The sequence below is a fragment of the Primorskyibacter sp. S87 genome, assembly GCF_049801055.1.
In the GTDB taxonomy this organism is placed as follows: domain Bacteria; phylum Pseudomonadota; class Alphaproteobacteria; order Rhodobacterales; family Rhodobacteraceae; genus JBNAGF01.
In genome coordinates this window covers 262997-287533 of the sequence record NZ_JBNAGF010000005.1, presented here as the reverse complement: position 1 = coordinate 287533, position 24537 = coordinate 262997, and the positions used below count along the sequence as shown (strand labels likewise).

The 24537-nt window shown below is 59.9% G+C and carries 26 protein-coding genes, 1 tRNA gene and 1 pseudogene; all 28 read right to left on the bottom strand.

Annotated features, from left to right (window positions below; genetic code table 11):
- Positions 1-31: 31 nt before the first annotated feature.
- Positions 32-1075, bottom strand: coding sequence for a hypothetical protein (locus tag ACP15U_RS11395; protein ID WP_425045269.1), 1044 nt, complete (start codon positions 1073-1075; stop codon positions 32-34).
- Between the two features lie 242 nt (positions 1076-1317).
- On the bottom strand, positions 1318-2226 hold the full coding sequence (locus ACP15U_RS11390) for a hypothetical protein (RefSeq protein WP_425045268.1): 909 nt from the start codon (positions 2224-2226) through the stop codon (positions 1318-1320).
- Between the two features lie 4 nt (positions 2227-2230).
- On the bottom strand, positions 2231-2767 hold the full coding sequence (locus ACP15U_RS11385; protein ID WP_425045267.1) for an acyltransferase: 537 nt from the start codon (positions 2765-2767) through the stop codon (positions 2231-2233).
- A 5-nt stretch (positions 2768-2772) separates the two neighbouring features.
- Positions 2773-3849, bottom strand: a complete 1077-nt coding sequence (gene pseI / locus ACP15U_RS11380; protein ID WP_425045266.1) for a pseudaminic acid synthase — start codon at positions 3847-3849, stop codon at positions 2773-2775.
- On the bottom strand, positions 3846-4403 hold the full coding sequence (pseH, locus tag ACP15U_RS11375) for a UDP-4-amino-4,6-dideoxy-N-acetyl-beta-L-altrosamine N-acetyltransferase (protein WP_425045265.1): 558 nt from the start codon (positions 4401-4403) through the stop codon (positions 3846-3848). Before pseH ends, pseI begins: the two co-directional genes overlap by 4 nt.
- Entirely contained in the window at positions 4396-5514 is a 1119-nt protein-coding gene (pseG, locus tag ACP15U_RS11370) for a UDP-2,4-diacetamido-2,4,6-trideoxy-beta-L-altropyranose hydrolase (RefSeq protein WP_425045264.1), read from the bottom strand. Before pseG ends, pseH begins: the two co-directional genes overlap by 8 nt.
- Before the next feature lie 30 nt (positions 5515-5544).
- Complete coding sequence (locus tag ACP15U_RS11365; RefSeq protein WP_425045263.1) at positions 5545-7602, bottom strand: aminotransferase class III-fold pyridoxal phosphate-dependent enzyme; 2058 nt, start codon at positions 7600-7602, stop codon at positions 5545-5547.
- Complete coding sequence (locus ACP15U_RS11360; RefSeq protein WP_425045262.1) at positions 7599-8921, bottom strand: hypothetical protein; 1323 nt, start codon at positions 8919-8921, stop codon at positions 7599-7601. The genes ACP15U_RS11365 and ACP15U_RS11360 overlap by 4 nt, the downstream gene beginning before the upstream one ends.
- Before the next feature lie 4 nt (positions 8922-8925).
- Positions 8926-9504 carry a GNAT family N-acetyltransferase gene (locus ACP15U_RS11355; RefSeq protein WP_425045261.1) on the bottom strand — a complete coding sequence of 193 codons (579 nt, stop codon included), beginning with the start codon at positions 9502-9504 and terminating at the stop codon, positions 8926-8928.
- Positions 9501-10358, bottom strand: a complete 858-nt coding sequence (locus ACP15U_RS11350) for an aldo/keto reductase (protein ID WP_425045260.1) — start codon at positions 10356-10358, stop codon at positions 9501-9503. Before ACP15U_RS11350 ends, ACP15U_RS11355 begins: the two co-directional genes overlap by 4 nt.
- 1 nt (position 10359) lies before the next feature.
- Positions 10360-11538: a UDP-4-amino-4,6-dideoxy-N-acetyl-beta-L-altrosamine transaminase gene (gene pseC, locus ACP15U_RS11345; protein ID WP_425045259.1), complete on the bottom strand. Its 1179-nt coding sequence runs from the start codon at positions 11536-11538 to the stop codon at positions 10360-10362.
- On the bottom strand, positions 11538-12536 hold the full coding sequence (gene pseB / locus ACP15U_RS11340; RefSeq protein WP_425045258.1) for a UDP-N-acetylglucosamine 4,6-dehydratase (inverting): 999 nt from the start codon (positions 12534-12536) through the stop codon (positions 11538-11540). The genes pseC and pseB overlap by 1 nt, the downstream gene beginning before the upstream one ends.
- Before the next feature lie 58 nt (positions 12537-12594).
- Positions 12595-12801 (bottom strand): annotated as a pseudogene (locus ACP15U_RS11335) (transposase); the annotation flags it as partial.
- Positions 12802-13640: 839 nt separating this feature from the next.
- Entirely contained in the window at positions 13641-14684 is a 1044-nt protein-coding gene (locus ACP15U_RS11330) for a tyrosine-type recombinase/integrase (RefSeq protein WP_425045257.1), read from the bottom strand.
- Positions 14681-16363 carry a tyrosine-type recombinase/integrase gene (locus ACP15U_RS11325; protein ID WP_425045256.1) on the bottom strand — a complete coding sequence of 561 codons (1683 nt, stop codon included), beginning with the start codon at positions 16361-16363 and terminating at the stop codon, positions 14681-14683. Before ACP15U_RS11325 ends, ACP15U_RS11330 begins: the two co-directional genes overlap by 4 nt.
- A 161-nt stretch (positions 16364-16524) precedes the next feature.
- Complete coding sequence (locus tag ACP15U_RS11320) at positions 16525-16737, bottom strand: helix-turn-helix domain-containing protein (RefSeq protein WP_425045255.1); 213 nt, start codon at positions 16735-16737, stop codon at positions 16525-16527.
- Positions 16738-16743: 6 nt separating this feature from the next.
- On the bottom strand, positions 16744-16962 hold the full coding sequence (locus tag ACP15U_RS11315; RefSeq protein WP_425045254.1) for a helix-turn-helix transcriptional regulator: 219 nt from the start codon (positions 16960-16962) through the stop codon (positions 16744-16746).
- A 103-nt stretch (positions 16963-17065) separates the two neighbouring features.
- Positions 17066-17677: a hypothetical protein gene (locus ACP15U_RS11310; RefSeq protein ID WP_425045253.1), complete on the bottom strand. Its 612-nt coding sequence runs from the start codon at positions 17675-17677 to the stop codon at positions 17066-17068.
- Complete coding sequence (locus tag ACP15U_RS11305; RefSeq protein WP_425045252.1) at positions 17674-18615, bottom strand: tyrosine-type recombinase/integrase; 942 nt, start codon at positions 18613-18615, stop codon at positions 17674-17676. Before ACP15U_RS11305 ends, ACP15U_RS11310 begins: the two co-directional genes overlap by 4 nt.
- Positions 18616-18825: 210 nt before the next feature.
- Positions 18826-18900: transfer RNA gene (locus ACP15U_RS11300), tRNA-Phe, on the bottom strand.
- Positions 18901-18979: 79 nt separating this feature from the next.
- Complete coding sequence (locus ACP15U_RS11295; protein ID WP_425045251.1) at positions 18980-19162, bottom strand: DNA gyrase inhibitor YacG; 183 nt, start codon at positions 19160-19162, stop codon at positions 18980-18982.
- Positions 19159-20181: a ribonuclease E/G gene (locus tag ACP15U_RS11290; RefSeq protein ID WP_425045250.1), complete on the bottom strand. Its 1023-nt coding sequence runs from the start codon at positions 20179-20181 to the stop codon at positions 19159-19161. Before ACP15U_RS11290 ends, ACP15U_RS11295 begins: the two co-directional genes overlap by 4 nt.
- The gene (locus ACP15U_RS11285) at positions 20178-20756 is read right to left on the bottom strand and encodes a Maf family protein (protein ID WP_425045249.1); all 579 of its coding nucleotides are present in this window, start codon (positions 20754-20756) and stop codon (positions 20178-20180) included. The genes ACP15U_RS11290 and ACP15U_RS11285 overlap by 4 nt, the downstream gene beginning before the upstream one ends.
- Positions 20757-20766: 10 nt before the next feature.
- A complete protein-coding gene (gene infA, locus ACP15U_RS11280) occupies positions 20767-20985 on the bottom strand; it encodes a translation initiation factor IF-1 (protein ID WP_005620785.1) in 219 nt (72 codons plus the stop codon).
- Between the two features lie 84 nt (positions 20986-21069).
- Positions 21070-21948: a carbon-nitrogen hydrolase family protein gene (locus ACP15U_RS11275; protein WP_425045248.1), complete on the bottom strand. Its 879-nt coding sequence runs from the start codon at positions 21946-21948 to the stop codon at positions 21070-21072.
- Positions 21949-22095: 147 nt separating this feature from the next.
- Complete coding sequence (locus ACP15U_RS11270) at positions 22096-22554, bottom strand: low molecular weight phosphatase family protein (protein ID WP_425045247.1); 459 nt, start codon at positions 22552-22554, stop codon at positions 22096-22098.
- A gap of 3 nt (positions 22555-22557) precedes the next feature.
- A complete protein-coding gene (locus ACP15U_RS11265) occupies positions 22558-23037 on the bottom strand; it encodes a UPF0262 family protein (RefSeq protein WP_425045246.1) in 480 nt (159 codons plus the stop codon).
- A gap of 155 nt (positions 23038-23192) precedes the next feature.
- Complete coding sequence (gene hisD, locus ACP15U_RS11260) at positions 23193-24494, bottom strand: histidinol dehydrogenase (RefSeq protein ID WP_425045245.1); 1302 nt, start codon at positions 24492-24494, stop codon at positions 23193-23195.
- Positions 24495-24537: the final 43 nt, after the last annotated feature.

The following is a 24537-nucleotide window of genomic DNA, read 5'->3' as shown; positions in this document are numbered from 1 at the left end:
TCTCGGGTATCACGGGACACTCATTCCTAGACTAAACTGGGATCCCACGAGCAACCCGGCGTGTCGCGATCCAGAAGAGAACGAAAGCATTGATGACGTACATCCCCTGCGCAGAAACGGCGAAATTCACCACCGGCATGAAAAATAGAATAACGCACAAGTATGTATAAAGTGGGTAAGCTCCGACGTCTCCATGATAGGCCCCACGTCCGACCATCCGAGCCAAAAAGCCAAATAAGAACATCACCAACAGAGAGAACCATCCAAAGTCCACCCAGAGAGGCCCCCAGAAGCTGGTAAAGATCCCAACTCGGGGAAACAACTCGAACAGGTCCGGTTCTGACGCCAGGCCCAGAATGCTTAGGAACTTGATGTAGGGAGAGAAGTGTAGGGCACCAGCGGAAAATACCTGTGTATCGGCCATACTCCAAAGGATCTGAAATTCAGGGATCGAGTGCACGTAGTATTGTGCGATCGGCAGGAGCCCGATCGCAATCTCCCCCAACGCGCCACCGTTTTGTATGAACTGATACATCAAGTCATTTGGGACTATCGTGTACGCATAACCAGAACGAAAAACCGATTCCAAAACATCGAAGGACATCTGGTCCAACCGCCATGTGAAAGCAAATACTGAAACGCTCAGTACGGTTCCCAATCCTACCAGCATTGGCACCACAAGTTGCCGTGGGAGGGCGCGGCCCTGAAACAGGGTCAGTGAGATGCCAAAATAAATCATCGCAAGGCTGACCAACATGAAGCTTCTCGAAAACAACACTAATGCGTCTAGTGCGGGTATCAAAAAGACGAAAGCTGCCAATGCCAGCTTCCAGCGATAGCGCGGCAACACATGTGCTCCAAGCAGGATGAAGATAGGTAAATACCCAAAAGGATAAAGTACACCGCCGACCAAAGCCAACTTTGTTGCACCGCTCTCCATCAACATTTCCCGCGCCTCAAGCCCGGTAAGGCTACCAACTCCGCGCAGCAAGTATTTGTCCACTAAGCGTAGAAGATTGCCTGCCATTCCCAAAAATAGCGCAATCCAGAACAACCGGTTTTCCATGCGTTTCAAGCGGTCAGTCCGTACTAGTCGCGGCGGCCCACCTACGCGAAATAGATCAGCCGACCGACTACCCAGCAGCAATGCCACTATTGTCAGCCCAATAAAGACCAAGCTTCCAAGTTCTATCGGCACCAGTATTTCAAGTGGACTAAGAAGGTAGACCAGCGCATAAAGGCCGATCCCAAGGAACAGGACGTTTTCTGGTCGGTATATCAATAGAGGTAGACCAAATTTAATTCAGCTACTCACATTCACTTACGATTTGCTGTTTTTAGATAAACACGATTGATCCATGGGTCATACGAAGCCTCAGCAGGCATGTCGAAAACCGGCTGCTTGGGCGCATAAGGAAGTGGGTTCAAGGTGTAAACCACCTGAAATAGTAACCTGTGCCCGGATTGAACTGGCTGACCTTTGTGGATACCGTACGTATCTTCTAGGAAGCCCTCGCCCGCCTTTGAGGTCATTGTGCGGATGTTCTCGGCGCCGAAGATACTGGCCACTTCTTCATCTTCAAACCGCCGGATCTCTGTCAGCTTGTTCTGAGGAGCGGATCGCAGCACGTATTTGTGGGGGCCGCTTTCCGAAGTAACATCTGTCAGGTAGACAAACAGCTTAACGAACCGCCAGTCGTCCACGTCCCGATGAAAATTCTCGGCTTGCTGCGGGCCGACTTCGGTCGCGTAGCTCCACCAAGCGGCCATGTAACCGATAGTGGGCTTGCAACCCAGAAACTGGCTAACAACATCGAGAATGCGCGGATCGTTGGCCAATTCTAGAAGGCCAGGCGCGTTTATGATGTCCTGAGCGTCATGGTGGGCGATATGCGCCTCAGGGGGCCGGGCATCAGACAAAGGCAGGAACTTCGGCACCGACGACCGGTATGGATCACGGACCTTTTTCTGCTCAAAGTAGCTCGTTAGATCGCGGGCTTGATTGGCGCTAAGCAGCTGGCCTAATTCATGTAAGCCTGAATTGGTCAATTTCTGTAGCCCGACTTCAGCACTGGCCAGATCGGACGGAGTGTAGGCTGGTTTGAAACCAGCTACTCGGCGGGCCAATGCAGCCCTGCGGGCTGGATTGCCGACCTGGCGCTGCAGATAAAAGGTCCACCAACGCGGGTCTTTCGCAATTTCCGCGATGCGTTCCATCTTTCCCATATCGTTACTCCTTGAATCTGTTCGCTTTGATCGGGCGGGCCGGGACACCGGCGACGATCACGCCCGGAGGGACCGAACGGGACACGACCGACCCGGCGGCGACCACGGCGTTTTCGCCGAGTGTCACGCCGCCAAGAATGACAGCTCGCGCGCCAATCCAGACGCCCTTTTCAATGGCTACGGGTTTGGAAATATGTGTGTAGGGCGGTTGACCGGTGGAAAAATCCAGCCCCGCGGTTTCAATGATCACATCGCGCGAAATCCGCACGTCGTCCCCCATGGTGATCGGGCTGTGCGCGCCCAGCGACACGTTAGACCCGATGACCACACGGTCCCCCAGATGCATGTTCTGGGGGTACTTCAGGTCCACGTCATGCGCGCAGACACAGCCGATCCCGCGGTCGCGCACCAGCGCGCCAAACCGCACCCGGCCCCAGAGCCAGCGCAGCCGGAACCCCAAGGTCATCAGGGCGCGCACCAAAAGCCCCATAGGGGCGGTGCGCAACAGGCTGCGCTCAAGGTGGAGCAGGCACTGTTTCATGGTGCTCAGGCCTCTTCCAGAACGTCCCAGGAGGTGGGGGTATTGGCCTTGATAGCGCGGGTGACGCGTTTGCCGATCACCGCATCGGTGTGTTTGGGCGGCAGGCCATGACCCGGACGGACCGAGCGCACGGCCTCGGCGGTGACGACATCGCCGGGCGCCAGATCCCTGACGAAATACAGTGACCGGCGGAAAGTCACATTGCCGACTTCGCTGGATTTGCGGCCATAATCGACGCGGCCCACCGCCTCCCAAGCGGTGCGGGCACCGGTGCAGAGCTGGGTGAACTCCGTCGGTTCCAGCGAGAAGCTGTCATCGGGTCCGCCGCCGGAGCGATCAAGCGTGAAGTGTTTTTCGATCACCGAGGCCCCCAGCGCCGCGCTGGCAATGGCGGTGGTGTTGTCGAGCGTGTGGTCCGACAGGCCCACCGGCACGCCCCAGCGCCGCGCCATGTCGGGGATGGTGGCAAGGTTGTAATCCGCTGCCGGGGCCGGGTAGCCCGACACGCAATGCAGCAAGGCAAAATCGCTACAGCCACCGTCGCGCGCCGCCTGCGCGGCTTCTTCGATCTCTTCGTCATTGGCCATGCCGGTGGAGATGATCATCGGCTTGCCGGTGGCGGCCACGTAACGGATCAGCGGCAGGTCGATCACTTCGAAGGAGGCGATTTTGAACGCAGGCGCGTTCAGGTCCATCAGCAGATCCACCGCCGTGGTGTCAAATGGCGAGGAAAACATGGTGATGCCATGCCCCGCCGCGCGGTCAAACAGCGCCTTGTGCCAGTCCCAGGGGGTATGCGCCTCCTCGTAGAGGTCATAGAGCGTGCGCCCATCCCACAGCCCCCCCTTGATGCGGAACGCCTCGTCATTGCTGTTCAGGGTGATCGTATCGGCGGTATAGGTCTGGAGCTTGATCGCATCACAGCCGGTGGTGGCGGCGGCGTCAATGATCTCCAGCGCCTTGTCGAGCGAACCGTTATGGTTGGCCGACATTTCGCAGATCACATAGGGCGGGTGGTCGGCGCCGATTTTGCGGCCGGCGATCTCGATGGCTGGCCGATTCACTGGACGGGTCTCGGTCATTGCGACAGCCTTTCTGTCAGGGTTCGGAGTTTGGCGGGGCGCAGGGCGGCCCAGTCGTCGGAAAAGAGGGCAAGGCGGATCACGTCGTCAAACGTGCCGCCAATCAGCACATGGGCGCGGAACAGGCCTTCACGCTGAAAGCCAAAGCTTTCGTGCAGTCCAATCGAGGCTGCATTGCGCCCGATGGCTTCTCCGCTCAGTTTGCGCAGGCCAAGCGGACCAAAAGCCTCGTCCATGGCGGCAAGGCTCAGCAGGGATCCGGTGCCTTTCGGAGCATCGGGGGCGGTGTAGAATCCCCATGTGGCGGTGCCTGTTGCGGGTGCAATCTCGGAAAAGGCCACATATCCTAGCGGCTGGCTCTGCCATTCGTAGATATAGAAACAGGCCTTGGGACTGTCCTTGACCCGGCTCCACCATGCGCGATGCTCGTCCATGGTGATTTCATGCTGGGTGTACATATTCCCACGAATAGAAGGATGATTGCGCCAGTCCAGAACACGGGCCAGATCCGGCTCGCGCATTGGGCGCAAGCGACCGAAATCGCGATCAGGCATCGGAATTCTCCATCAGGTGGGCCGCAAGGCGGCGGGCTCCGGCCCCATCGGTGAGGGTGGCGGCGCAGCGTGACATGCTGCGGTAAGAATCAGAAACGGCCAAATGCTCCAGCCCAGCACTGAGTGCGGAAGCGAAATCCGGCGCATCGGGAAAGGGAAGGGCTCGCGCCATGTCTTGTTTGTCCATGTGGGACGCGGCTGCCATCTGGTTGTCGGCAAGCACCACCTGCAGAGTGGGCAGGCCGAGCGCGCAGCGTTCCCAGGCGGTGGACCCGGCCGCGCCGACACACAGATCCGCCTGCATCATGCGCACCCCCATATCCGAAACGCCTGCGGCCACCTCGGTGGGCATGGGCATCTGCCGGGCCTGTGTCTGCACCGCCACCAGATGCGGCGCGCTGGCGCCCATGATCACGCTGATGTGCATCTGCCGGGCGGCGGGGGCCTGTGCCAGAACCTCAAGCACCCGCCCGGTGGCGTTGTCCCTGTCGATCCCTCCCAGCGTGACCAGCAGCTTCCGGGGCGTTTCAAGCGTGTCCCGGCGGGCCAGCGCCTCGGGCCGCAGCCGGGCAAATTCCGGGCGCAGCAGGGCATGGGCCGGGCCGATCAGCCGGGTGCAGCCCGCGGGCACCCGCCCGTCATAATCCGCCGCCTGCCGTCCGGTGTTCTGATCCAGCAGCACATCCGCCAGATGGGACCGGTCGGCGAGATCGTCCACCACCAGGAGCCGGATGCCCGCGGGCCGCGCGGCCTGCTGCCACGCCCGGTCCAGCGCGTAGTGATCCACCACCAGCCAGTCCGCGCCTTCGGCTTCGAGCACCGCGCTGGTGGCGGCGGCATCTGCGCGCCAATCCGCCTCAAGCCAGTCCGCGTGACCGGGGGCTTCGGGATGCGCCCCGTAGGGCACCCCGGTGTTGCCGGGCAGAATGTCCACCCGGTGGCCCCGCCCGGTGATGGCGGGGATCACATGGCCGCGGTGGTCGCGGGTGACAAAAACGGCCTCCGCCCCCTGATCGCGCAGCGCGTCCGCCAGGGTCAGGCAGCGCATGACATGCCCGGTTCCGATATCCAGACCGGCATCGGCTCGAAAGATGATGCGCGTTGCGTTCATGATGTCCCCCGCCCCTGCATGGTCCCTGCCCTAATTCAGCCGGTTGAACCCGGTATGACACAGGGGGCCCTCCAGAAGCGCCTCCAGATCTGCCTGCCCGGACTGGCATTGCGCCACAAGCGCCATCACCTCGTCGAGGGCGGCAAACGTGAGGTCAAGCACGTCAGGCGTATGTGCGAGCGAGGCGTAGAAGGCAGGCGGTGCGAGGAAGCCGCGCCTGAGCATCTCCTGGGTGATCAGGGTCTTGTAGCCCACCGGGTTGTCTCCCGGCACCGACCATGTGGTCAGGGACGGCAGCCCGCCGATGGCAATCCCGACGCCATGCGACGCGGCCAGATCCGTCAGCCGGGCGCGATAGGTATGGCCGGTTTCGGTGATCCGGGCCCAACTCTGTTCGCGCTCCATGACCTCCAGCGTCTTCAGCGCCGCCGCAGAGCCGATACGTTCGGTCCAGAAGGTCGAGCTGATGAAGGTGGATTGCGCGGCTTCCATCACCTCTCGGCGCCCCACGGCGGCGGTCACGGCATAGCCATTGCCCAGCGTTTTGCCAAAGACGGCCATGTCCGGCTCGACGCCGTATTTCTTGTGCAGCCCACCAAAGGTTTCGCGGAAGCCCGAGGTGCATTCGTCAAAGATCAGGACAATGCCATTGGCATCGGCAAGGGCGCGCACCTTGTGCAGGAACCCGTCTTTGGGTTCGACATTGCGCACCACTTCCATCTTGATCACGCCGATTTTGCCGGTGGCGACCAGCTTTTCGAGCGCCTCAAGGTCGTTGTACATGAAGGGGAAGGTGCTTGCGGCGAGGCTGCGGGGCACGCCGCGCGGGCTGAGGCCGGGCAACAGGTGCCCGTCAAGATTGGCGTCATCGGCAAGGTTGGCGGACAGATACCAGTCGTGCCAGCCGTGATAGCCACAGATCGCCACGCCATCGCGCCCGGAGGCGGCTCGCGCGATGCGCACGGCAATGGCATTGGCTTCGCCACCGGAGCGGGCAAAGCGCACCATCTCGGCCCAGGGGGCGTTGATGTCCACCAGACGCTCCGCCAGCAGAACCTCTTCGGGGGCGTTCAGGGTACACAGGTTGCCTTTGGTAACCACATCGCGCACGGCGGCGTCCACCTCGGGATGGTTGTAGCCCAGCGTATTGGTGCCAATCGCCATGAATCCGGCGTCAATGAGTTCGCGCCCGTCCATGTCCCAGACGCGGCACCCTTCGGTACGCTCGAAATAGGCGGGCCATTGCTCGGGCAGGTGCATCTCGGCGCGTTTCGACAACAGCATGTTGCCGCCGGGAATGACCTGCTTGGCGCGCTTCCACAATTTCTGTCCCTTGCCCGTGGTCGCTCCCTCGTTGCGTTTGATGGCGCTGTTTGCCTCGAAAAGCGCCGGCTGGCTGTCGTACAGGGCCACCAGCCGGTCCAGTCCGAAATCAAGATCGGGTTGCCCGTCCTTGCCGGACATGGCCCCGAGCACCGCCCCGACCACTTCCAGATCGGCGGGTTCGTCCACCGTCAGCCGCAGCGCCGACAGGTCGCGCGCGGCGCGGATCACATCGCGGCGGATGCCGTCCTCGCGGCGCAGGAACGGCGTGACATGTTCACGGTCATAGGCGTCACGGGCCTCGCGCCCCGCCCGCATCAGGCTCTCGGCGGTGAAAATCTCAAGGTCGAGACCGTCGGGGAAGGTGGGCGGGTCGGTGTTCGACATATAGTCGATCTCTCCGGCGCGGGCCTGAAAGGCCAGCACGGCGGCATCCACCAGCTCGGGCATGACAAAGGGGCAATCGCCGGTGATGCGGAGCACGGTTGTCGCGCCGCTTTCCCCGATTGCCTTGATATAGCGCGACAGCACGTCGTCTTCGCTGCCCCGCACCACCCGCGCGCCCTGTGCGGCGACATGGGTGGCCAGCGGATCGTCCACCGGTTTTTCGGTGGTGGCGAGAATGATTTCATCCACATGGCGGGCCTTTGCAAGGCGGCGCAGCAACAGGTCGATGACCCGCTGACCCGCAATGGTCTTCATGACCTTGCCCGGCAGGCGGCTGGAGCCCATGCGGGCCTGAATGATGGCAACTGTTTTTGTCATGCCTCTGCTTTCTGTGGCGTGGCGGCCAGAACCTGCGCAATGGCATCCGTCACCTTGCCGATGTTCTCAGGCGACAGGCAATTTGGGTCATAGGTCGGTTCATTGATCGTGCCTTCGAAGCTGTCGGCCACCAGTTGCGCCAGAAGATCGCCCCCCCGCGCGGCACTGCCCCGGCCCGCGTCAGCATCGGCCAGCAGCCGCGCCACCGCGTCTTCGGGGGTTTCGGCGTGGAATTCCGGCAGGTGGTGTTCCAGCACGGGATGGCGCAGCGCCAGGCAGCGCCCACGGCCAAACACCGCCTCGAACCCCACCGTCCCGGAAACCGTCACCGCCCCGATACAGGCGGCCTGTGCGTCGTTCATCGGGCAATCAAGCGGCAACAGGACAACCCGGCGCTCGGAACGGGCCAGCTCCAGCATCTCGGCCGAGGCTTCGTATTTCGATTTCGGATTGGCCTTGACCGCCACCGCGCCATCCGCAGGCAGGGCGGCGAGCAGCCGCTGCACCAGCGCCACCTGATCACTGTGGGGGCGGCCCCAGACATCAATATTGGCCTCGGGCTGCATCTGGAGCGGATAGAGCACCACCGGCCCCGTCGCATCGGGCATCCGCGCCAGCGCGGCCCAGCTCTCAAGGTTCTGTTTCAACAGGCGCTGCAGGGTCAGCTTGCGCGCCGGTGACGGCGTGTTGAACCGCTCGCCACGCAACCAGCCCAGCGTGGTTTGGGCCTGACCGGCAACGCGGCGCAGCTGGCGCATCCGGGCCGCCATGGGGCTTGGTCTGGCCATGTAGCTGGGCAGGCTGCGGCCCTCGGAAATCGCCCCGGCCAGTTCGGCCAGCCGCTCCGGTGCCCATGTCTCGTTGCTGCCCGACACCGGGATCTGGGTGTCGCCATCAAGCACATTGAACCGCCCGCCGGGATAGCGCGTCATGGTGGGATGCAGATAGGGGATCGCCCGGCGGCGGCATTCCGCGATGCTCAGAAGCTCGTGCATGAGGGTGGGTTCGCCGATCACCACATCGGGGCGCAGAGCATCGAGCGCGGCGGTGATGCGCCGGGCATAGAAATCGTAATGCCGCGCCCCTGCCCCGAAATACTGCCGCCCCCGGTCGGTCGAGACCGCGTCCGGCACCGGCATGTCCACCATGTCGGCGGCTTTGGGAAAGCCCAGATCAAAGCGCGTGCCGTCCCCGGTGGGCGGCGCATAGGCCGGGTTCTGGATGATCCAGCCGATCTCGTGCCCCGCCGCCGCCAGCCGCTCTGCGACCCCGGCCCAGAAGGCCGTCTTGCCCCGGTTCTCGACGAACGTCACGCGCATGGGATCAGCTCTCCTGCGGGAAAAACTTGGGATTGAAACAGCTCACCACCACCCGGTCCTGGGGTTCGCCATTGATCAGGTGATGGCCCTTCATGGTGGCCTCGATCACCCAGTCAGCCCCGGTATAGGCCTTGATCGAGCCGATATTGCCGCTGGCGATGCCGCCGGAGACCTTGCGCATCCCATGCACGTCAAAGGCCACGCGATTGCCCAGCCGGATCGCTTCCTTGGCCAGCCCCTTGCCCCAGAATTCGCGCGCGCCGATGACACAGACAAGATCGGACACGAGGTGGTTCCACTGGATCGGACCCACCTTGATATTGCCGACATGGCGCCCGCTTTCCTTGTCGAAAATGCCGTACATGTAGTGTTGCTTCGCGGCGGCCCCGGCTTCGATATAGTCGATCACGGAGGCGCGGGTCAGACGGCGGGAATCGAGGAACTCGGTGACGGTCTCGTCCTGAAACCAGTCCAGATAATCCTGGCTGACATCATCCGGGGTAAGACGGCGCAGAAAGATGCGGCCCCCGTCTTCGTATTGTGTGGACAGGTCCTGATCGGGGTCGTTGGTCTGGGTGGTCATGGTGTGGGCCTCCATTGCCTCGGGTCTGTCAGTGCCTTTGTGACCCCTTCAAAGGGGCCGAATGCCGGGGCGGGCCGGTTCTCCAGCGCCTGCACCGCCTGCAGAATATCGTCCAGCTGTGCCGGTGTGTCGGCCCCCACCGCCACGCGGGCGATGGCGGGGCTGGCCAGCAATGGCGCCAGCGCGCCCTGAACCGGGGTGAGCCCCTGCGCCGCGGCCTCGGCGCGGAACTGTTCCAGCGTGGCGCGCCACGGGGCAAGATGCGGCGGCAGCGCCGTGGGATTCCCCAAAAGAAACCCCTGAAGGAAGGCCGAACGCACATGCACCTCGACCCCTTCGGGCAGGGCTGTGGCGTGGTCATACCAGGGGTCCAGCACATTGGCGGGCAACTGCACCAGCGTCAGCGGGAAGCGGACACAGAGATCGGCCACCGCTTCGGCCTCGTAGCCCGACACGCCGATGCGCCCGACCCGGCCCTCATCGCGCAGCGCGCAAAGCGTTTGCCAGATGCCATCGCGCGACAGGTCTTCGGCATTGTGCAGCAGGTAGCCATAAAGCCGCGACACCCCAAGCGCCGCGCAGGAGGCATCAAAGGCGGCCTTCAGCGCGGCCACCGGATCGGTTTCGGCGCGCAGGTCCGGGCATTTGCTGACGATCTCGAACCGCGTGGGCGCCCCGGCACGGGCCAGAACCGCCTCGGACGTGCCATAGGCGCGCGCGGTGTCAAGCATGGTGATCCCCGCGCCCGCCGCCCGGTCAAGCATGTCGGAAACCTGCGTCAGAGGCACCTGCCCCGTGGCGTTGAATGCGCCGTAGGAGATGCCGAACTGGACAGTGCCTAGCATCAGTTTCATGTCAGCCCGGCGTCTGTCCTGCGGTCTGGTCCGCGCGCAGGGCATCATGCAGACGGGCCACAACCTCGTCCTGCTGTGCCTCTGTCATGGTTGCATAAAGCGGAATGCTGATGGCGCGGCTGTAATAGGCTTCGGCCTCGGGGAAATCCCCGTCGGTGAAGCCCAGGTCGCGATAGTAGGGCTGTAGGTGAACCGGGATGTAATGCAGGTTCACGCCGATGCCCTGCGCGCGGAGTGCCTCGAAGACCGATCGACGGCGCGCCGCATCATGCAACCGGATGACATAGAGGTGGAACGCGGAGCGCGCACCAAACAACCGTCCGGGCAAGTCCAGCGGCAGGTCCATCAGCAGCCGGTCATATCGATCGGCGAGCACGTTGCGAGCGTCGATGTATTCCGCCAACCGTTCCTGCTGGCTCAGCCCGAGGGCCGCCTGCATCTCAGTCATGCGGTAGTTCCAACCTAGTTCTACCTGCTGGTAGTACCAGGGCCCGTCAGATTCATGGGTCATTCGTTCCGGGTCACGTGTGATGCCGTGACTGCGCAATAGCTGCATACGGGCGGCCAACTCCGGGTCATTGGTTAGCGCCATGCCTCCTTCCGCGGTGGTGATGATTTTCACCGGGTGAAAGCTGAAGATGGTAATGTCGGAGTACTGGCAGCAACCCACAGGCTGATCGAGATAACTGCCTCCCACTGCGTGACTGGCGTCTTCAACTATACGGATGCCGTATGGGCGTACAAGTTCTGCGATATTGCGCATGGCCGAGGACTGGCCGCACATGTGGACTGGAACGATGACTTTGGGCAAGCGACCCACTTTATTTGCCTGTTCCAGCTTGGCCGCCAGCGCCTTCGGGCACATGTTGAAGGTCTCGGGGTCGATATCGACAAAATCAACGTCAGCGCCCACGTAGCGCCCGCAGTTGGCTGAGGCCACGAACGTGATTGGTGTAGTCCACAAAAGATCGCCCTGACCCAGCCCCAACGCGGCCACGGCCACGTGCAGCGCCGAGGTAGCCGAATTCACCGCCACCGCGTGGGCTGCACCAGACTTTTCCGTCAGCGCCGCCTCGAACTGCGGCACCACCGGGCCTTGCGTGATGAAGTCAGACTTCAGGACCTGGATGACCGCATCGAGATCCTCCTGCCGGATGTCCTGGCGACCATAGGGTATCATCAGATCTTACCGATTTTGCCCTGGTTGGCGTCAATCCAACCCCGCAGTTCATCGTCGGTCATCCACTCGGAGTTGTTACCGCTGGAATAGACGAAATCCTCATCCACGCGCTTGCCGTCCTTGATCCGCCTCGGGTCCACGTCCCAGCCGTTGATCTGCGGAAGAATCTTATAGTGCTCAGCATACTCATACGTGAAATAGGAATCCTCCGCTCCGACCATCTGCTCGTGGATCTTTTCGCCCGGGCGAATACCCACGACTTTCTGATCCGCTTCGGGAGCCAGCACCCGTGCCACGTCGGTGACCTTCATCGAGGGGATCTTCTTCACATAAATCTCGCCGCCTTCCATGTCGTTGAAGGCGTGCCAAACAAGTTCCACACCCTGCTCGAGCGAAATCATAAAGCGTGTCATGCGGGTGTCGGTGATCGGCAGTTCACCTTGATCGCGGATTGACATAAAAAATGGGATCACCGACCCGCGCGATCCCATGACGTTGCCATAGCGCACCACGGCAAACTGAGTACCATGTTCACCCGAGTAAGCGTTGCCCGACACGAAGAGCTTGTCCGAGGCCAGCTTGGTCGCACCATAAAGGTTAATCGGGCTCGAAGCCTTGTCTGTGGACAGAGCCACTACTCGCTTCACACCCTTATCAATGCAAGCGTCGATAAGGTTCATCGCGCCGTTGACGTTTGTCTTGACGCATTCAAATGGATTGTACTCGGCGGTAGGAACAATCTTTGTAGCCGCAGCATGGACGACGTAGTCCACACCGTCCAATGCTCGGTATAAACGCTCTCGGTCACGGATGTCGCCAATAAAGAATCTTACGCGATGATCACCCTCGAACTTCTTGGCCATGTCCCACTGCTTCATCTCGTCCCGAGAGAAAACAATGATTTTCTTCGGATTGAATTTTTCCAAAGTCATCGGAATAAAAGTGTTTCCAAACGAGCCAGTGCCGCCCGTTACAAGAATAGTGCTGTTCTCTAGCATATTTTCGCCTTCTGAGACTCTTTTCATTTTGTTTTGACAGTTTTAGAAAACTGAATGGCTACCGGCTGGCGCCGTTAGGATCGGCGATGTGATTTTCCAGATACTGAGGTACGACGTCTTTGGTGATGGCGCCATTTGTGGTTTGAAGTACCCTCTGTCCCAAAACGACAGCACCAAAAGCGCCCGCGGATCGCGGAAACTCGCGCTGCACCTTGTAAGACGAACGGCCCTTTATCTTGTGCACCAGATCCGGAGATAGGAGTTGATATCGAGATCAGTCACGAAGGTGATGGCCACGTCCCGGCCCCTGAAAGTCTCAGCGAAGGCAGATGGACCAGGAGCATTTTCGACCAGGACAGCGACCAGGAGTTTCAGGATACGACGGCGTGACCAGCCCATTTAGATTTTCTCGTCGCCACCAAACAATTGGCCCAACGCCCAATGCGTAATAGGACATTAGAGTTACGACGCATAGTTCGCTTGATGAACATGACGATAATCAACTTAAAATTGATCTCTCTCGCTTGGGGATATTCGATGCCTTGGCGATGTCCCCCTACCCCTTTCCGGCAGCATTTGACCCCATTTTCGCTGTAGGTTGCCGATCCCAAAAGGGCCGTTCCCAACGCATCTCAGGTTGTGCAACTCACGCGTAGATCCGACTCGAATGTCCGATAACGTATAAATCACCAATCTCGAAACCAAAGACATGACCGCAGCGATCCCCGATTAGAGCGCAGAAAGCGGAACCAGGCCCGAAACGCCACGCGATCCACGACACCCAGCATAGCTACCGCACAAGCACTGCCTCGCGCGGCGCCTTGCATGAATGGAAATCCGAACTGAGACTGAATCAGCAGCATCTTCTGAGCTTGGTCGATACCGCAATGCTGCGGAGGCGAAAAGCCCTCGAGTGCAGAAATCAACCCAAGTGACATACAGGGCACTAACCGCACGGACATGGTTCAGGCGTCAACGTTTGTTGCGAATGGCGATGACGTCCTTGAAACTACGGGCAAATGCATCTCCATCCACGCTTGCCTGCCGTCATTGACAGCCAAGACCGCCAGTCCTTTGGAGTGCGCACTGCCCCGAAAGCTAGCTTCACTTGCGATAACCCGCGACCACCTTCTGCAACGCGTTGCAGCTGGAGATGCTGCCTGCACGGTTGTAGTATTTCTCTGCGGTTTTCATCGTGGCGTGTCCCAAAAGGTCACGGATAATACCGACATGCTCGGGATCGAACTCGGCGATGGAGGTTGCTGCAATGTGCCTGAATGCATGAGGGCGCAGTTCGACCCCGAGGTGGGTTGCCGTGACCTTGGGCAACTCGCGAGACAGGCCATCGGGAGTGATCGCCTCACCGTACTGATTGACCCATAGCGCCTTCAACCGCCCATCACCGACCAAAACCGGCCGATATATGTCAAGGTACAGCAGGAACGGCTGAACCAACTCTTCTGGGAGACCAAAGCTGCGGCTCAATCCGTCCTTCATATCCTCCTTTCTGAAATGTACGATAACACTTTCGGCGGAGCGCTCGACATGGGTGGTCACCGTCATGGCCAGCAGTGCCCGGCGTCGGACAGGACGGCAGATCAGGAACCCGATCATCAGTGCCTGCCGAAAGTAAATCGCCCGTTTGAGCGGCCGCAGGTCGGCGTCTTCGACTTCCGCCATACGTTGCAGGCTCCATTTGAAAATCTCGCCAGCGGACAGGTTCAGGATCGGCTTCAAACGATAGGCATTGGCTTCGTTCTGCAATCGACGGCAGAGCGTGTTCAACCACCCCCAATCCCCGGGGTAGGTGTTGGTGACAACGAGGGTCAGTCCGGTGACCAGATTTGCGACCGACCTGGGCTGCAACCTGCTCTGGGCATCCAAAACGAACCTCTGGACAGTTTCTCGCGTCACTCGCTGGTCGGGGGCCTGCGGGACCAGATCTTTGTGGTTACGGTGAAGATAGGAGAGCCATTGCCCATAGGCCTGTTTGTGCATTTTCTGGGTGCCGTCGGACCAGTGGGCGCCCTTCCCACCATCGTCGAACAGCCCCGCCGGTGTGACCAACGCGCACCACGCGCGTTGGTCTGCCTCGGGCCAGTTGTCGTACTTGAGGACAATCGGCACGGATTTCTCAAAGGCGGTCATCGCGTCCCCCGCAACTTGGACAGGACGGTCTTGTCGTACTGATCCAGCGCCATGGCATTGGTCAGACGGGCATAGAACGCCATGGTCGTTTCGAGGCGGCGGTGACCGAGGAGACGACGCACCGTCTCGTAATCCCCCGGATGCGCGTCCAGATAGAGTTTGGCCGCGAAGTGGCGAAACAGGTGCGTGTGCACTTTGAGGCCCGTTTCGCGGTAAATGAGGTCGGAGATACCCCCAGAGAGCTGGCCAGCACTGCGAGCGCCGCCGGACTTCTTGGGAAACAGTGCGCCGCCAGGGTGTTCGGACAGTTTCGACCTGAACTCCCGCTGGTAGGTCGTCAGCATCCGGGCGGTGCCCTCGTTGAGTACCACGTCGATCGGTGTATTGTTCTTCACGTCGGCGCCTTCGATGTGAATGACATACTTCAAATTCTTGCCACGGCCTTGCTCGTCGAAGTTCTTATCAAGGTCGAGACCCGCCAGGTTGCGTGCACGCATCGGAGCACACAGAAGCAGGGAAATTACCACCGCGTACATCGCATCCAGCGCCGACCGCGCTTTGTCGGGATTGGACTTGGCTCGGTCCATCAAGATGTCTGGCAGGGCGACGAGACGGGCGATGTTCTCCCAGTTGTCAAACTGAGCCAGCCGGGTCACGTTCTTCTCAGACATGGCATAGCTACCGGCACCGGTTTTCAGAACCAGTTTCCGCTTGTAGGCGGAAATGGTGTCCACCGTCTCCTGTGGGGCGCCTGAGTAGTGGCGGGCAATACCAAGAAGTGTCGCGGAGATGTTAACGAGACCGACCGGCGGCTCGCCACCGTTGCGCTCAACAATGCGCGTGAAACCCTGTTTGACAAGTTCGGGTTTCAGCACCTGCCCGAGGCTGCCCCATGAGGCGGCTTGGTGTCCGCAGTCGACCAGGGCATCGAGGTACTGCCGGATATGGGCTTTGGTGTTGCGCAGACTGACAGGCCGCAGAGCGCGAGCCGGACCACTCTCATCGAACATGTCCGCGTGCGACAGGCGCTCGAGATAGGTTCGGATATCGTCCTGCAAAGCCTTGGGGTACTGCTCCAGGGGTCGCGTTTGGTAGCGGTCCAAGGTCGGGACCTGCAGCGGCTGGAAATCAAGACTGTTGTCACGCAGAATGCGGTTCCAGGAGAGGATCATCTCCTTGACGATCACGTTCGGATCTTTCGACAGAATGGTCTGGGTCAGCTCCGCACGAAACTCGTCCATGACCTCGTCGGTCACATCAGCGGGTTCGGTCCCACCGCGCATACAGAAACTGACGAACCGGGAGAGAGACCAGGCATGCTGCTTGACTTTAGCCTTGCCGAGGAAGTCCAGCCAACCCGGGCTGCGGTCACTGGTCTCCGTTTCGGGAATGACATTGGCCAGCACCAGCGCCCGTCGCAGGTCCGACTTGATGTTGGACCACGACTTGGACGTCAGGCCCGCCTGCACCGGGTGAACGGTCATGAGCTTGCCGCGCAGGACCGGCACATCCGTGGGCAGCGCGTCCGGACTGACGTTGAGAATATCGGCCACGCGATTGATCGCCGAAACCAAGTCGCGGCGACAGGTGGGGTCAAGATAGGCACTCCGCTTCAGGAGGTCGATCACGCCCTGCAAGGTGCGGGGCGCAGTGTTCGGTGTGATTGTATCGATGTACATTTCGGTTTCCTATGTTCGTTCAGATTGATGGGACTTGAGCGGACAAGGCGACCCAAGGCGGGTCACGCGCGGACATTCGGGAAAACCCAGTCGTGAATTTAAATCCGAAGTTTGCCAGCGTATTTTCCCGACGATGGGAAAATACGTGACATTTGAGGACATTAGAGGATATTGGCCATTACGCCGTTTCCACGGGCCTTCAGGAAGGCTTTCAGGTCGGCGCGAGCAATGAGCCATCCGCGACCGGCCCGGGTTGCGGTGAGTTCACCAGCCAAGATCCAGCGGCGGATCGTCTTGGGATCTTTGCGGCACACCTCGGCCGCCTCCTTGACCTTCAAGAAGACGGCGTTGTGCGGGAACGGAAGGTCAGCCATGCCGACTTACTCCGCCACAGCCGCGTTCATCAGGGCATCGATCAGAGCATCGATGTCCTCGCGCTTCCAGACAGCGATGCGCGGTCCGAGCTTGACGGGCTTCGGGAACCGTCCCTTGCGGACGCCCTCCCACCAGGTGGATTTGCCAACAGGGATCGGGCCATCGGGTGCGATAATCTCCGGCAGGCGGAGAAACGGTTTGGGGTTATCGGATGTGTTTGCCATGGGCTTTTCCTTTCGGGTTGGGTCCGGAAAAGTCCTAAATTGTCCGTGATAGCCGTTGGGCGAATTCGCTGAGCGAACAGCGATTTGACTATTGCCGCAATGACTACTTGCTCAGGCCGAGGTAGTCCTCAACACGAGCCTGCTCATCGGCTGTTAGTACATCAAAGGCTTCTCTAAGCCTGTTGCGCACGGTTTCGTCGTCCAACTTGATGCCCATGTCTTCGGCGTCTTCCACTATCTGTTTGATGGCGGATTGTCGGGTGGCTTTTGGTTGATACTGGTACTGGGCAATCGCCATGGCGAGCGTCGCTTTCAAAAGTTTGTTGTAGCTGCGACGTAGTCCACCATCTCCGGCTACCGGTTTCTTCCCCAACACACCATTCGACGGGGGAGTGTGAACGCCCAATTTTGCGACCTCGTCTGCCAAGTGTTCGGGCACTGCAATCCCTAGCCTCTTTGCGATCTCTAGCGCCTTCACAGGATCAATTTGGCGCGGGCCATCCTGCCCGCGATACTCGAATTCCAACGCATCCCGCACCTGCCGCCGCTGCAGGTCCTTGAGGTCCAGAGGCAAATCAACCGGCAAGTTTTTGACCTTCCAGTGATCAAGTCCAACGAGCAAATACTCTGCTTCCTCCCAAGTCCAATAGGGGACCGAAGCCCATCGTTTCGCATCAACCTCGGTGTCGGCTTCCACCTTGGGACTTTCCGTCATGCTCTACCTCTCTCCGTTGCAGCCCGCTGCACTTCGTCCAACTGATCGGCCCACCATTGGGACATCCTCACGCGTTCATCCCAGTATGCACCCCTTGCATAGGCGCGTCGCACGTCATTGCCTTCAATATGCGCCAAAGCCCGCTCAATGGCGTCGGGGTTCCAAAGGCCACTCTCGTTTGCGAACGTCGAGAACGTTGCCCGGAAACCGTGGGCTGTCATTTCCTCCTTGCCAAACCCCATCTTGCGAAGGGCCTGGTTGAAGGTGTTCTGGCTCAGTGGCTTGATCTTCAGGCTTTGAGACGGAAGCACAAGCGCATCCGGATGAGAGTATGCCTTGAGCTCTTCGAGGATCGTGATTGCCTGCGTGGGAAGCGGTGAGATATGTTCAGTTCCCATTTTCATCCGCTCGGCGGGAATGCTCCACCTGGCGGCATCCAAGTCGAACTCCTTCCAGGCAGCAAGCCTCAGTTCACCAGGACGAACATGAAGAATGGAAAGAAGTCTCAGGCCGAGTGCAACCACCCGGTACCCGCCATATCCATCTATGGCGACAAGGAGTTCTCCGAGCCGATCCCTGTCAGTGATTGCCGCACGAGATTTCACCCACTTTCGAGCCAAAGCACCCTTGAGCGGTTGGGTCGGATCGTCGGTGGCGATGCCGACCGCGATGGCGTACCTGAAGACCTCGCCGATAATAGACCGCAGCCTGTTGGCGGTATCGAGGTTACCCTGCTTTTCCTGCTTCTTCAGAACCGCCAGAATTTCAGGCGCCGAGATTTCCGTGATCGGTCGTTCCCCTAGCGCCTCCTTGGCCATACCAAGAAGCCACGCCTTCTTCTTGATCGTCTGTTCGGCACGTCCCTCAAGGCGTTTTTTTTTGGAGAAGTTCGTCTGCAATTGTGGCAAACCGACCGTGAACCTCGATCGAGGCCGCACGTTTCCGCTCCCGCTTCACCTCGGACGGGTCGATGCCCTCAGTAAGCAGCTTAGGGGCATCCCGTTTGATCGCATGTTGCGACCCCGATATCCACCCCCAATTTTCTCGGCTTGGGGTGAACAAATACGGAACATGATGGACAACCGTGGAATGAAATCATAACAATAACAAACACATGGGACTCTACTGGACTACCGTGGAGGTTGTAGTGGTGCCCGGGGGCGGAATCGAACCACCGACACGAGGATTTTCAATCCACTGCTCTACCCCTGAGCTACCCGGGCACCGGAGCGGCGTCTGCCGCTGGGTGCTGGCCTTCTATGCCGTGCCAACCCTAGTGTCCAGAGGGATTTTCAAGAAATTTTAGTGTGGACGATTGCGCTGGAATTCTTCGGGCGAAGCGGGTGCTTCAACCTCTTCGTGATCCTCCGAAGGCAGCGCATATGATCCGTTCAGCCATTTGGCCAGATCTAAATCCGCACAGCGCCTGCAACAAAAGGGACGGTAATTCGCGACCGTTTTCTGACCACATGTCGGACAGCTCACTTCAGAACCTCCCGCAATGGCACCCGACCGCGTTTGCGTTGAAGTTCGAAATGTCCCAATGGCGTCCAACCTGCGAGGATCGTTTCCTCGCTATCGGCCCGGAAAGCAGCGCGGAGCGATGTTTCGAAACCCCGGCGGTCTTTCTTGGGCATCGGGGCGAGATCAAGCGTAATCTGCCCGCCCAATCCACGAATGCGCAAGGCGCGGGGCAACGCTTTGGCACATGCGAAATTGGCCTTTTGCCCAGCAGCCAGCGACGTGTCGCTTCCGGTGTTCACGTCCACGGCAACCAAGGCTCGCGTTTGTTCTATGTAGAGCCTGCCGCCGCCCGGCAAGGGCTCCGCCGTCCCCTGCGCGACGTCAAGTGCATCCAGAACCCCATGCGTTTCAAAGCAGCCGGTTTCAGTCACCACATCAGCCGGATCGACCCAATCACGCCATGCCAGTGTATGAGGACTGTCTCCCTCACTCAGGAGAGCCGCCTCATTGCTCGTCTCTTCCATGACTTGGGCAGCTAGATCAGCCATTGCAGCGATATCTTCGGCAATTTCTTCAGCGTCGGCGCCGGAGCATCCAGAGCGCAGGATCAGCCCAAAAGGGCTGTCTCCCATTTCCGTGTGCGCGATTTCGAGCAGACGGTCCCGCTCGTCTTCATCCCTGATTGACCGCGAGATGTTGAGCCCCGGCGCGCCGGGCGTGACAATCGCGTATCGGCTTTTGAAAAGCAGCTTAGTCGTCACCGGAATAGCTTTGCCGGGCTCCGCATAACCGGTGACCTGAACCAGCAGACGTTCTCCCGGGGCGAGCCCCTTGACTTGTCTTAGGAACGCCGGGCCATCGGGGGTGGTCAGGAACATGCCCCCCTGCCCTTTAACCGGCCGCTCGGCCCGGGCGCGATAGATGGTTCCGGGCGCCGGCGCATCCCCTGCGATGAGGAAATCCTCCAACCGTCCATCCACCATCAACGCAGCGGCCTGGCGATCGTTCAAGTGATCAAGCAGGATCGTGCGCCCTTTCATTTTCCGTCTCCATGCAAGGGGTGCCCGGCGGCTTGCAGCAGGGCCGCTGTCTCGGCAAGTGGCAGCCCGACGATACCGGTAAAAGAACCACTTATCCAAGGGATGAAGGCACCGGCTGGCCCCTGAATGGCATAGGCTCCGGCCTTTCCCTGCCAATCATTGGTGGCGAGATAGGCATTGAGCTCAGGATCTGAAAGCCGCTTGAATCTGACATGACTGACCACGTCGCGTTGCCAGATCTGATCTCCCCGGCGCACCGCGACAGCGGTTATCACCCGGTGGCGGCGGCCTGACAGTGCCAGCAGAAACGCCGCGGCTTCGCCTGCGTCAGCGGGTTTTCCCATGATACGACGCCCGAGCGCCACGGTGGTGTCTGCGCATAGCACCACGTCGTCATCGGCCGCTTCGACGGCCTGCACCTTTTCCGCAGCAATGCGGACACAGTAAGGGCGTGGCAGCTCTCCCTTCCTGGGATCTTCGTCAATATCCGGAGGGCGTACGGCATCGGGCACCAAGCCGAGCTGGCCCAAAAGGTCCAGCCTGCGGGGGCTGCCCGATCCGAGGACAAACGCCATTTGGCTGGCGTTACTTGAAACGATAGTTGATCCGACCCTTAGTCAGATCATATGGGGTCATCTCGACCTGAACACGGTCGCCTGCCAGAACACGGATGCGATTTTTGCGCATCTTGCCCGCCGTATGTGCGATGATCTCATGGCCGTTTTCCAGCTCGACCCGAAACGTCGCATTCGGCAGGAGTTCCTTCACGACACCGGGAAATTCGAGCGTATCTTCCTTGGCCATGTTGTCTCCATCTTAAGTTGCTCCCGCTCGGTTGCGGGACGTGCGCCTAAATGGGGCTATTTCCCCTGTTTTTCAAGGGCTCAATCACAAAAGGCGCGATTTTGTGACTGATTGGACCCGCGGCCCCTGCTCTGCCCAATGGGTTCGATTCAAAACCCTGCCTTCGGCGCGAACATGGGCTATTGCAGACAGATCAACCTCTGCAAAGGTCCAGCCTGGTTGATTCAAATTGCCTTCGGCCATCATGCCGGTTTCCGGAAAGCCCACATCAGGTGGGCCGAATATCCCGCCCATTCCGGTATTGGCGTCCACCGAGGCTGACCAGTCATTGCCACCGACAATCGACGACATGACCGAAACGCACTGGTTTTCCAGCGCCCGCGCCATGGCACCGATTCGCACTCTCCAGTAACCCGACAGCGCCTCGGTGCAGGAGGGAACCAAGATCAGATCCGCCTCGCAAAGTGCCCGACCCAAAAGTGGAAACTCGCTATCGTAGCAGATCAATACCCCGATCTTTCCCAGCGCCGTATCAAAGAGCTTCAATGGACCGCCCGGCGCAATGTTCCAAGGATCCCGTTCGAAACGCGTCATGACCTGTTTGTCCTGATGATCCCGCTGGCCACCCGGTGTGTATAGCTCGGCCCGGTTTACCGGGCGGCCGCCACCCGCTACCACCGGAGCCGATGCGCCGAGGATATGCACGCCGTGTGCCGCCGCCAGCTTCAAATGAAGTTCTGCGACATCTTCCATCCGCTCAGAAACCGCATGGATCGATCGCTCCAGATCGCCTGCAACCTCTGCCCCGGCCAGCGACGACAATTCCATCGCACCATATTCCGGGAACACCAGCAGTTCGGCGCCCTGCTCCGCAGCTTCGGCGACCCAGGTCGAGACCTTGTCTTGGTACTGAGACCAAGTTTCGAGCCAATCAAGCGGATAGGCGGCAGTGGCAATCTTCATAGGGCTCTCCGATGATTTTGGGTCATTCTGACCGGCACTGCGGCGTCAGGCAAGCCGGGCCCGCATCCGAGGCACGGATCAAGAATACTGGTTCCGCCTGACCCGGGCCGGGAAATGCCTTATGGTTATTCAGATCCTTGAAAATCCTTACCGCGTTTCGACCGGCTCTCCCCAGCGGTCTTTCAGATGCCGGATTATCTGATCGCGGGTCTGTCGGTAATGCCCCAGCTTGTCCTCTCGTGATTCACCCAATCCGGTCGGATCCATGATCGGCCAGTATTCTACATCGAGATGAAAATACCGGGTAAGCTCCAGCGCCCGCCGCTGACTGGCCGGGGACAGGGCCACCACCAGATCAAATGAGCTGAGATCATCGCCCCACGCTTCCATCTCCCGAAAGGAACGGGAACGATGGCGGCTCAGTTCCACGTCGATCTCTTGGCAGACCGCGATACAAAACCCGTCGATCTCCATGTCGTTGCGCACTCCGACGGACTGGACGTAAGTATCGGACCCATAAAACTTTTTCATGATACCTTCGGCCATCGGTGACCGGACCGCGTTGTGATCGCAGCAGAACAAAACCGACTGCGGCAGCGGCAACACCTATCAGCCTCCGAAATGCAATACGCAAATCAGCGTAAACAGCCGTCGCGCCGTGTCAGTATCAATCTCGGCTTTACCTTCCAGCCGTTCCTGCAAGACCCGGCTGCCTTCGTCATGGATCCCGCGCCGGGCCATGTCGATGGTTTCAATCTGACTGGGCGGCAGGTTTTTCACCGCGTTGAAATAGCTTTCGCAGATCTGAAAATAATCCTTTACCACCTGACGGAACGGTCCAAGAGACAGGTGAAACTCTGCGGCCTGCTCCTCGGCCTCTGTGTGAATGTCAAAGACCAGCCGTTTGTCGCGGATCGCGAGGTTCAGGTGATAGGGGCCTTTGGGCAATGGCCGATCATCCCGTTCGGGCAGAGTAAAGGAATTGGCCTCGAGCAGATCGTACATGGCGACCTTGCGTTCCTGTTCGATTTCAGGGGTCGGCGGCGCAAGGTTGCTGTCGTCCAGTTCGATGTGACTGATATGGCTCATGGTCATGCCTGCTCGGGTCGGAATACGTTGAGTGACACCTACACCAGCTTCTCAACCTCGGCAACGCGACCGAAACACCGGGAATTGTTTTCCAGTGCTGAGGCACCTCGGGCTCAGCGCCAATGGAGACGCGAGCCCGCAATACCTTCTGCCCGTTACTCGTTCAGCCGGTTCAGACGTGCCGTGACCGACAAACCGTGCGCTTCGAGACTCTCCGACTTTGCGAGGCATTCGGCGGCAGGCCCGACTGCTCGCAACGCTTCTGGCGTCATCTTGCTGAGCGTAGTGCGCTTGAGGAAATCCATCACGCTGAGGCCAGACGAAAACCGCGCCGAACGGGCTGTAGGCAGCACATGGTTCGGGCCACCGACATAATCGCCAATGGCCTCCGGGGTATACTGACCAAGGAAGATGGCACCGGCATGGATGGTTTTCTGGCTCAGGGCCTCGGGATCGGCGACACATAGCTCCAGATGTTCAGGGGCAATCCTGTTCGACAGCAATGCAGCCTCATCCAGATCACGAACCGTGATAATAGCCCCGTAATCGCGCCACGACACCCCGGCGATAACCCGGCGTTCCAGTGTTTCGAGGCGCTTGTTGACAGCGTCGGCAACCCGGCGACCAAAACCGGCATCGTCGGTGATCAGAATGGACTGGGCGCTTTCGTCATGCTCGGCCTGACTCAGCAGGTCGAGCGCAATCCAGTCGGGATCGTTGTCCCGATCCGCGATCACGAGAATTTCCGAAGGACCGGCGATCATGTCGATTCCAACCTTGCCGAATACCCGTCGCTTTGCTGCGGCGACAAAGGCATTGCCCGGCCCCGTAATCTTGTCGACCGGCCGGATCGTTTCGGTGCCATAGGCAAGGGCGGCGATCGCCTGCGCACCACCAATGCGATAGATCTCATCGACCCCAGACAACCGCGCCGCCAAAAGAACCAGCGGGTTCGCCTGCCCGTCCGGGGTCGGCACAGCAATGGCAAGCCGCTCAACACCTGCCACCTTTGCCGGGATCGCGTTCATCAACACCGAAGACGGATACGAGGCCAGACCGCCCGGAACATAAAGCCCCGCCGCCGAAACCGCAGACCATCGCCATCCGAGTGTAGCACCGGCCGTGTCGGTCCACTGTGCATCTTCGGGCATCTGACGTTCGTGATAGGCGCGAATTCGGTCGGCGGCGAGCTCCAGTGCAGCGCTTTCCTCCGACGGAACGTCGACGGTAGCCGCATCAATTTCTGCTTTTGAAAAGGCCAGCCGGTCAGCGGTAAGATCGAGCCGGTCAAATCGCGAGGTCAGCTCGATAACCGCCGAGTCCCCCCGGCTCCGAACGTCCGCGATGATCTCCGCCACGACGGCATCCACATCTGGGCTGTCTTCGCGCTTGGCGCTCAGAAGCGCAGCGAATTCGTCTTCGAAACCGGGTGTCGTGCTGTCCAGAAATTGAGGCATTGGACCCTCCTTTTCCGGGGGTTTAGCCGCAGCAACAGCCGGC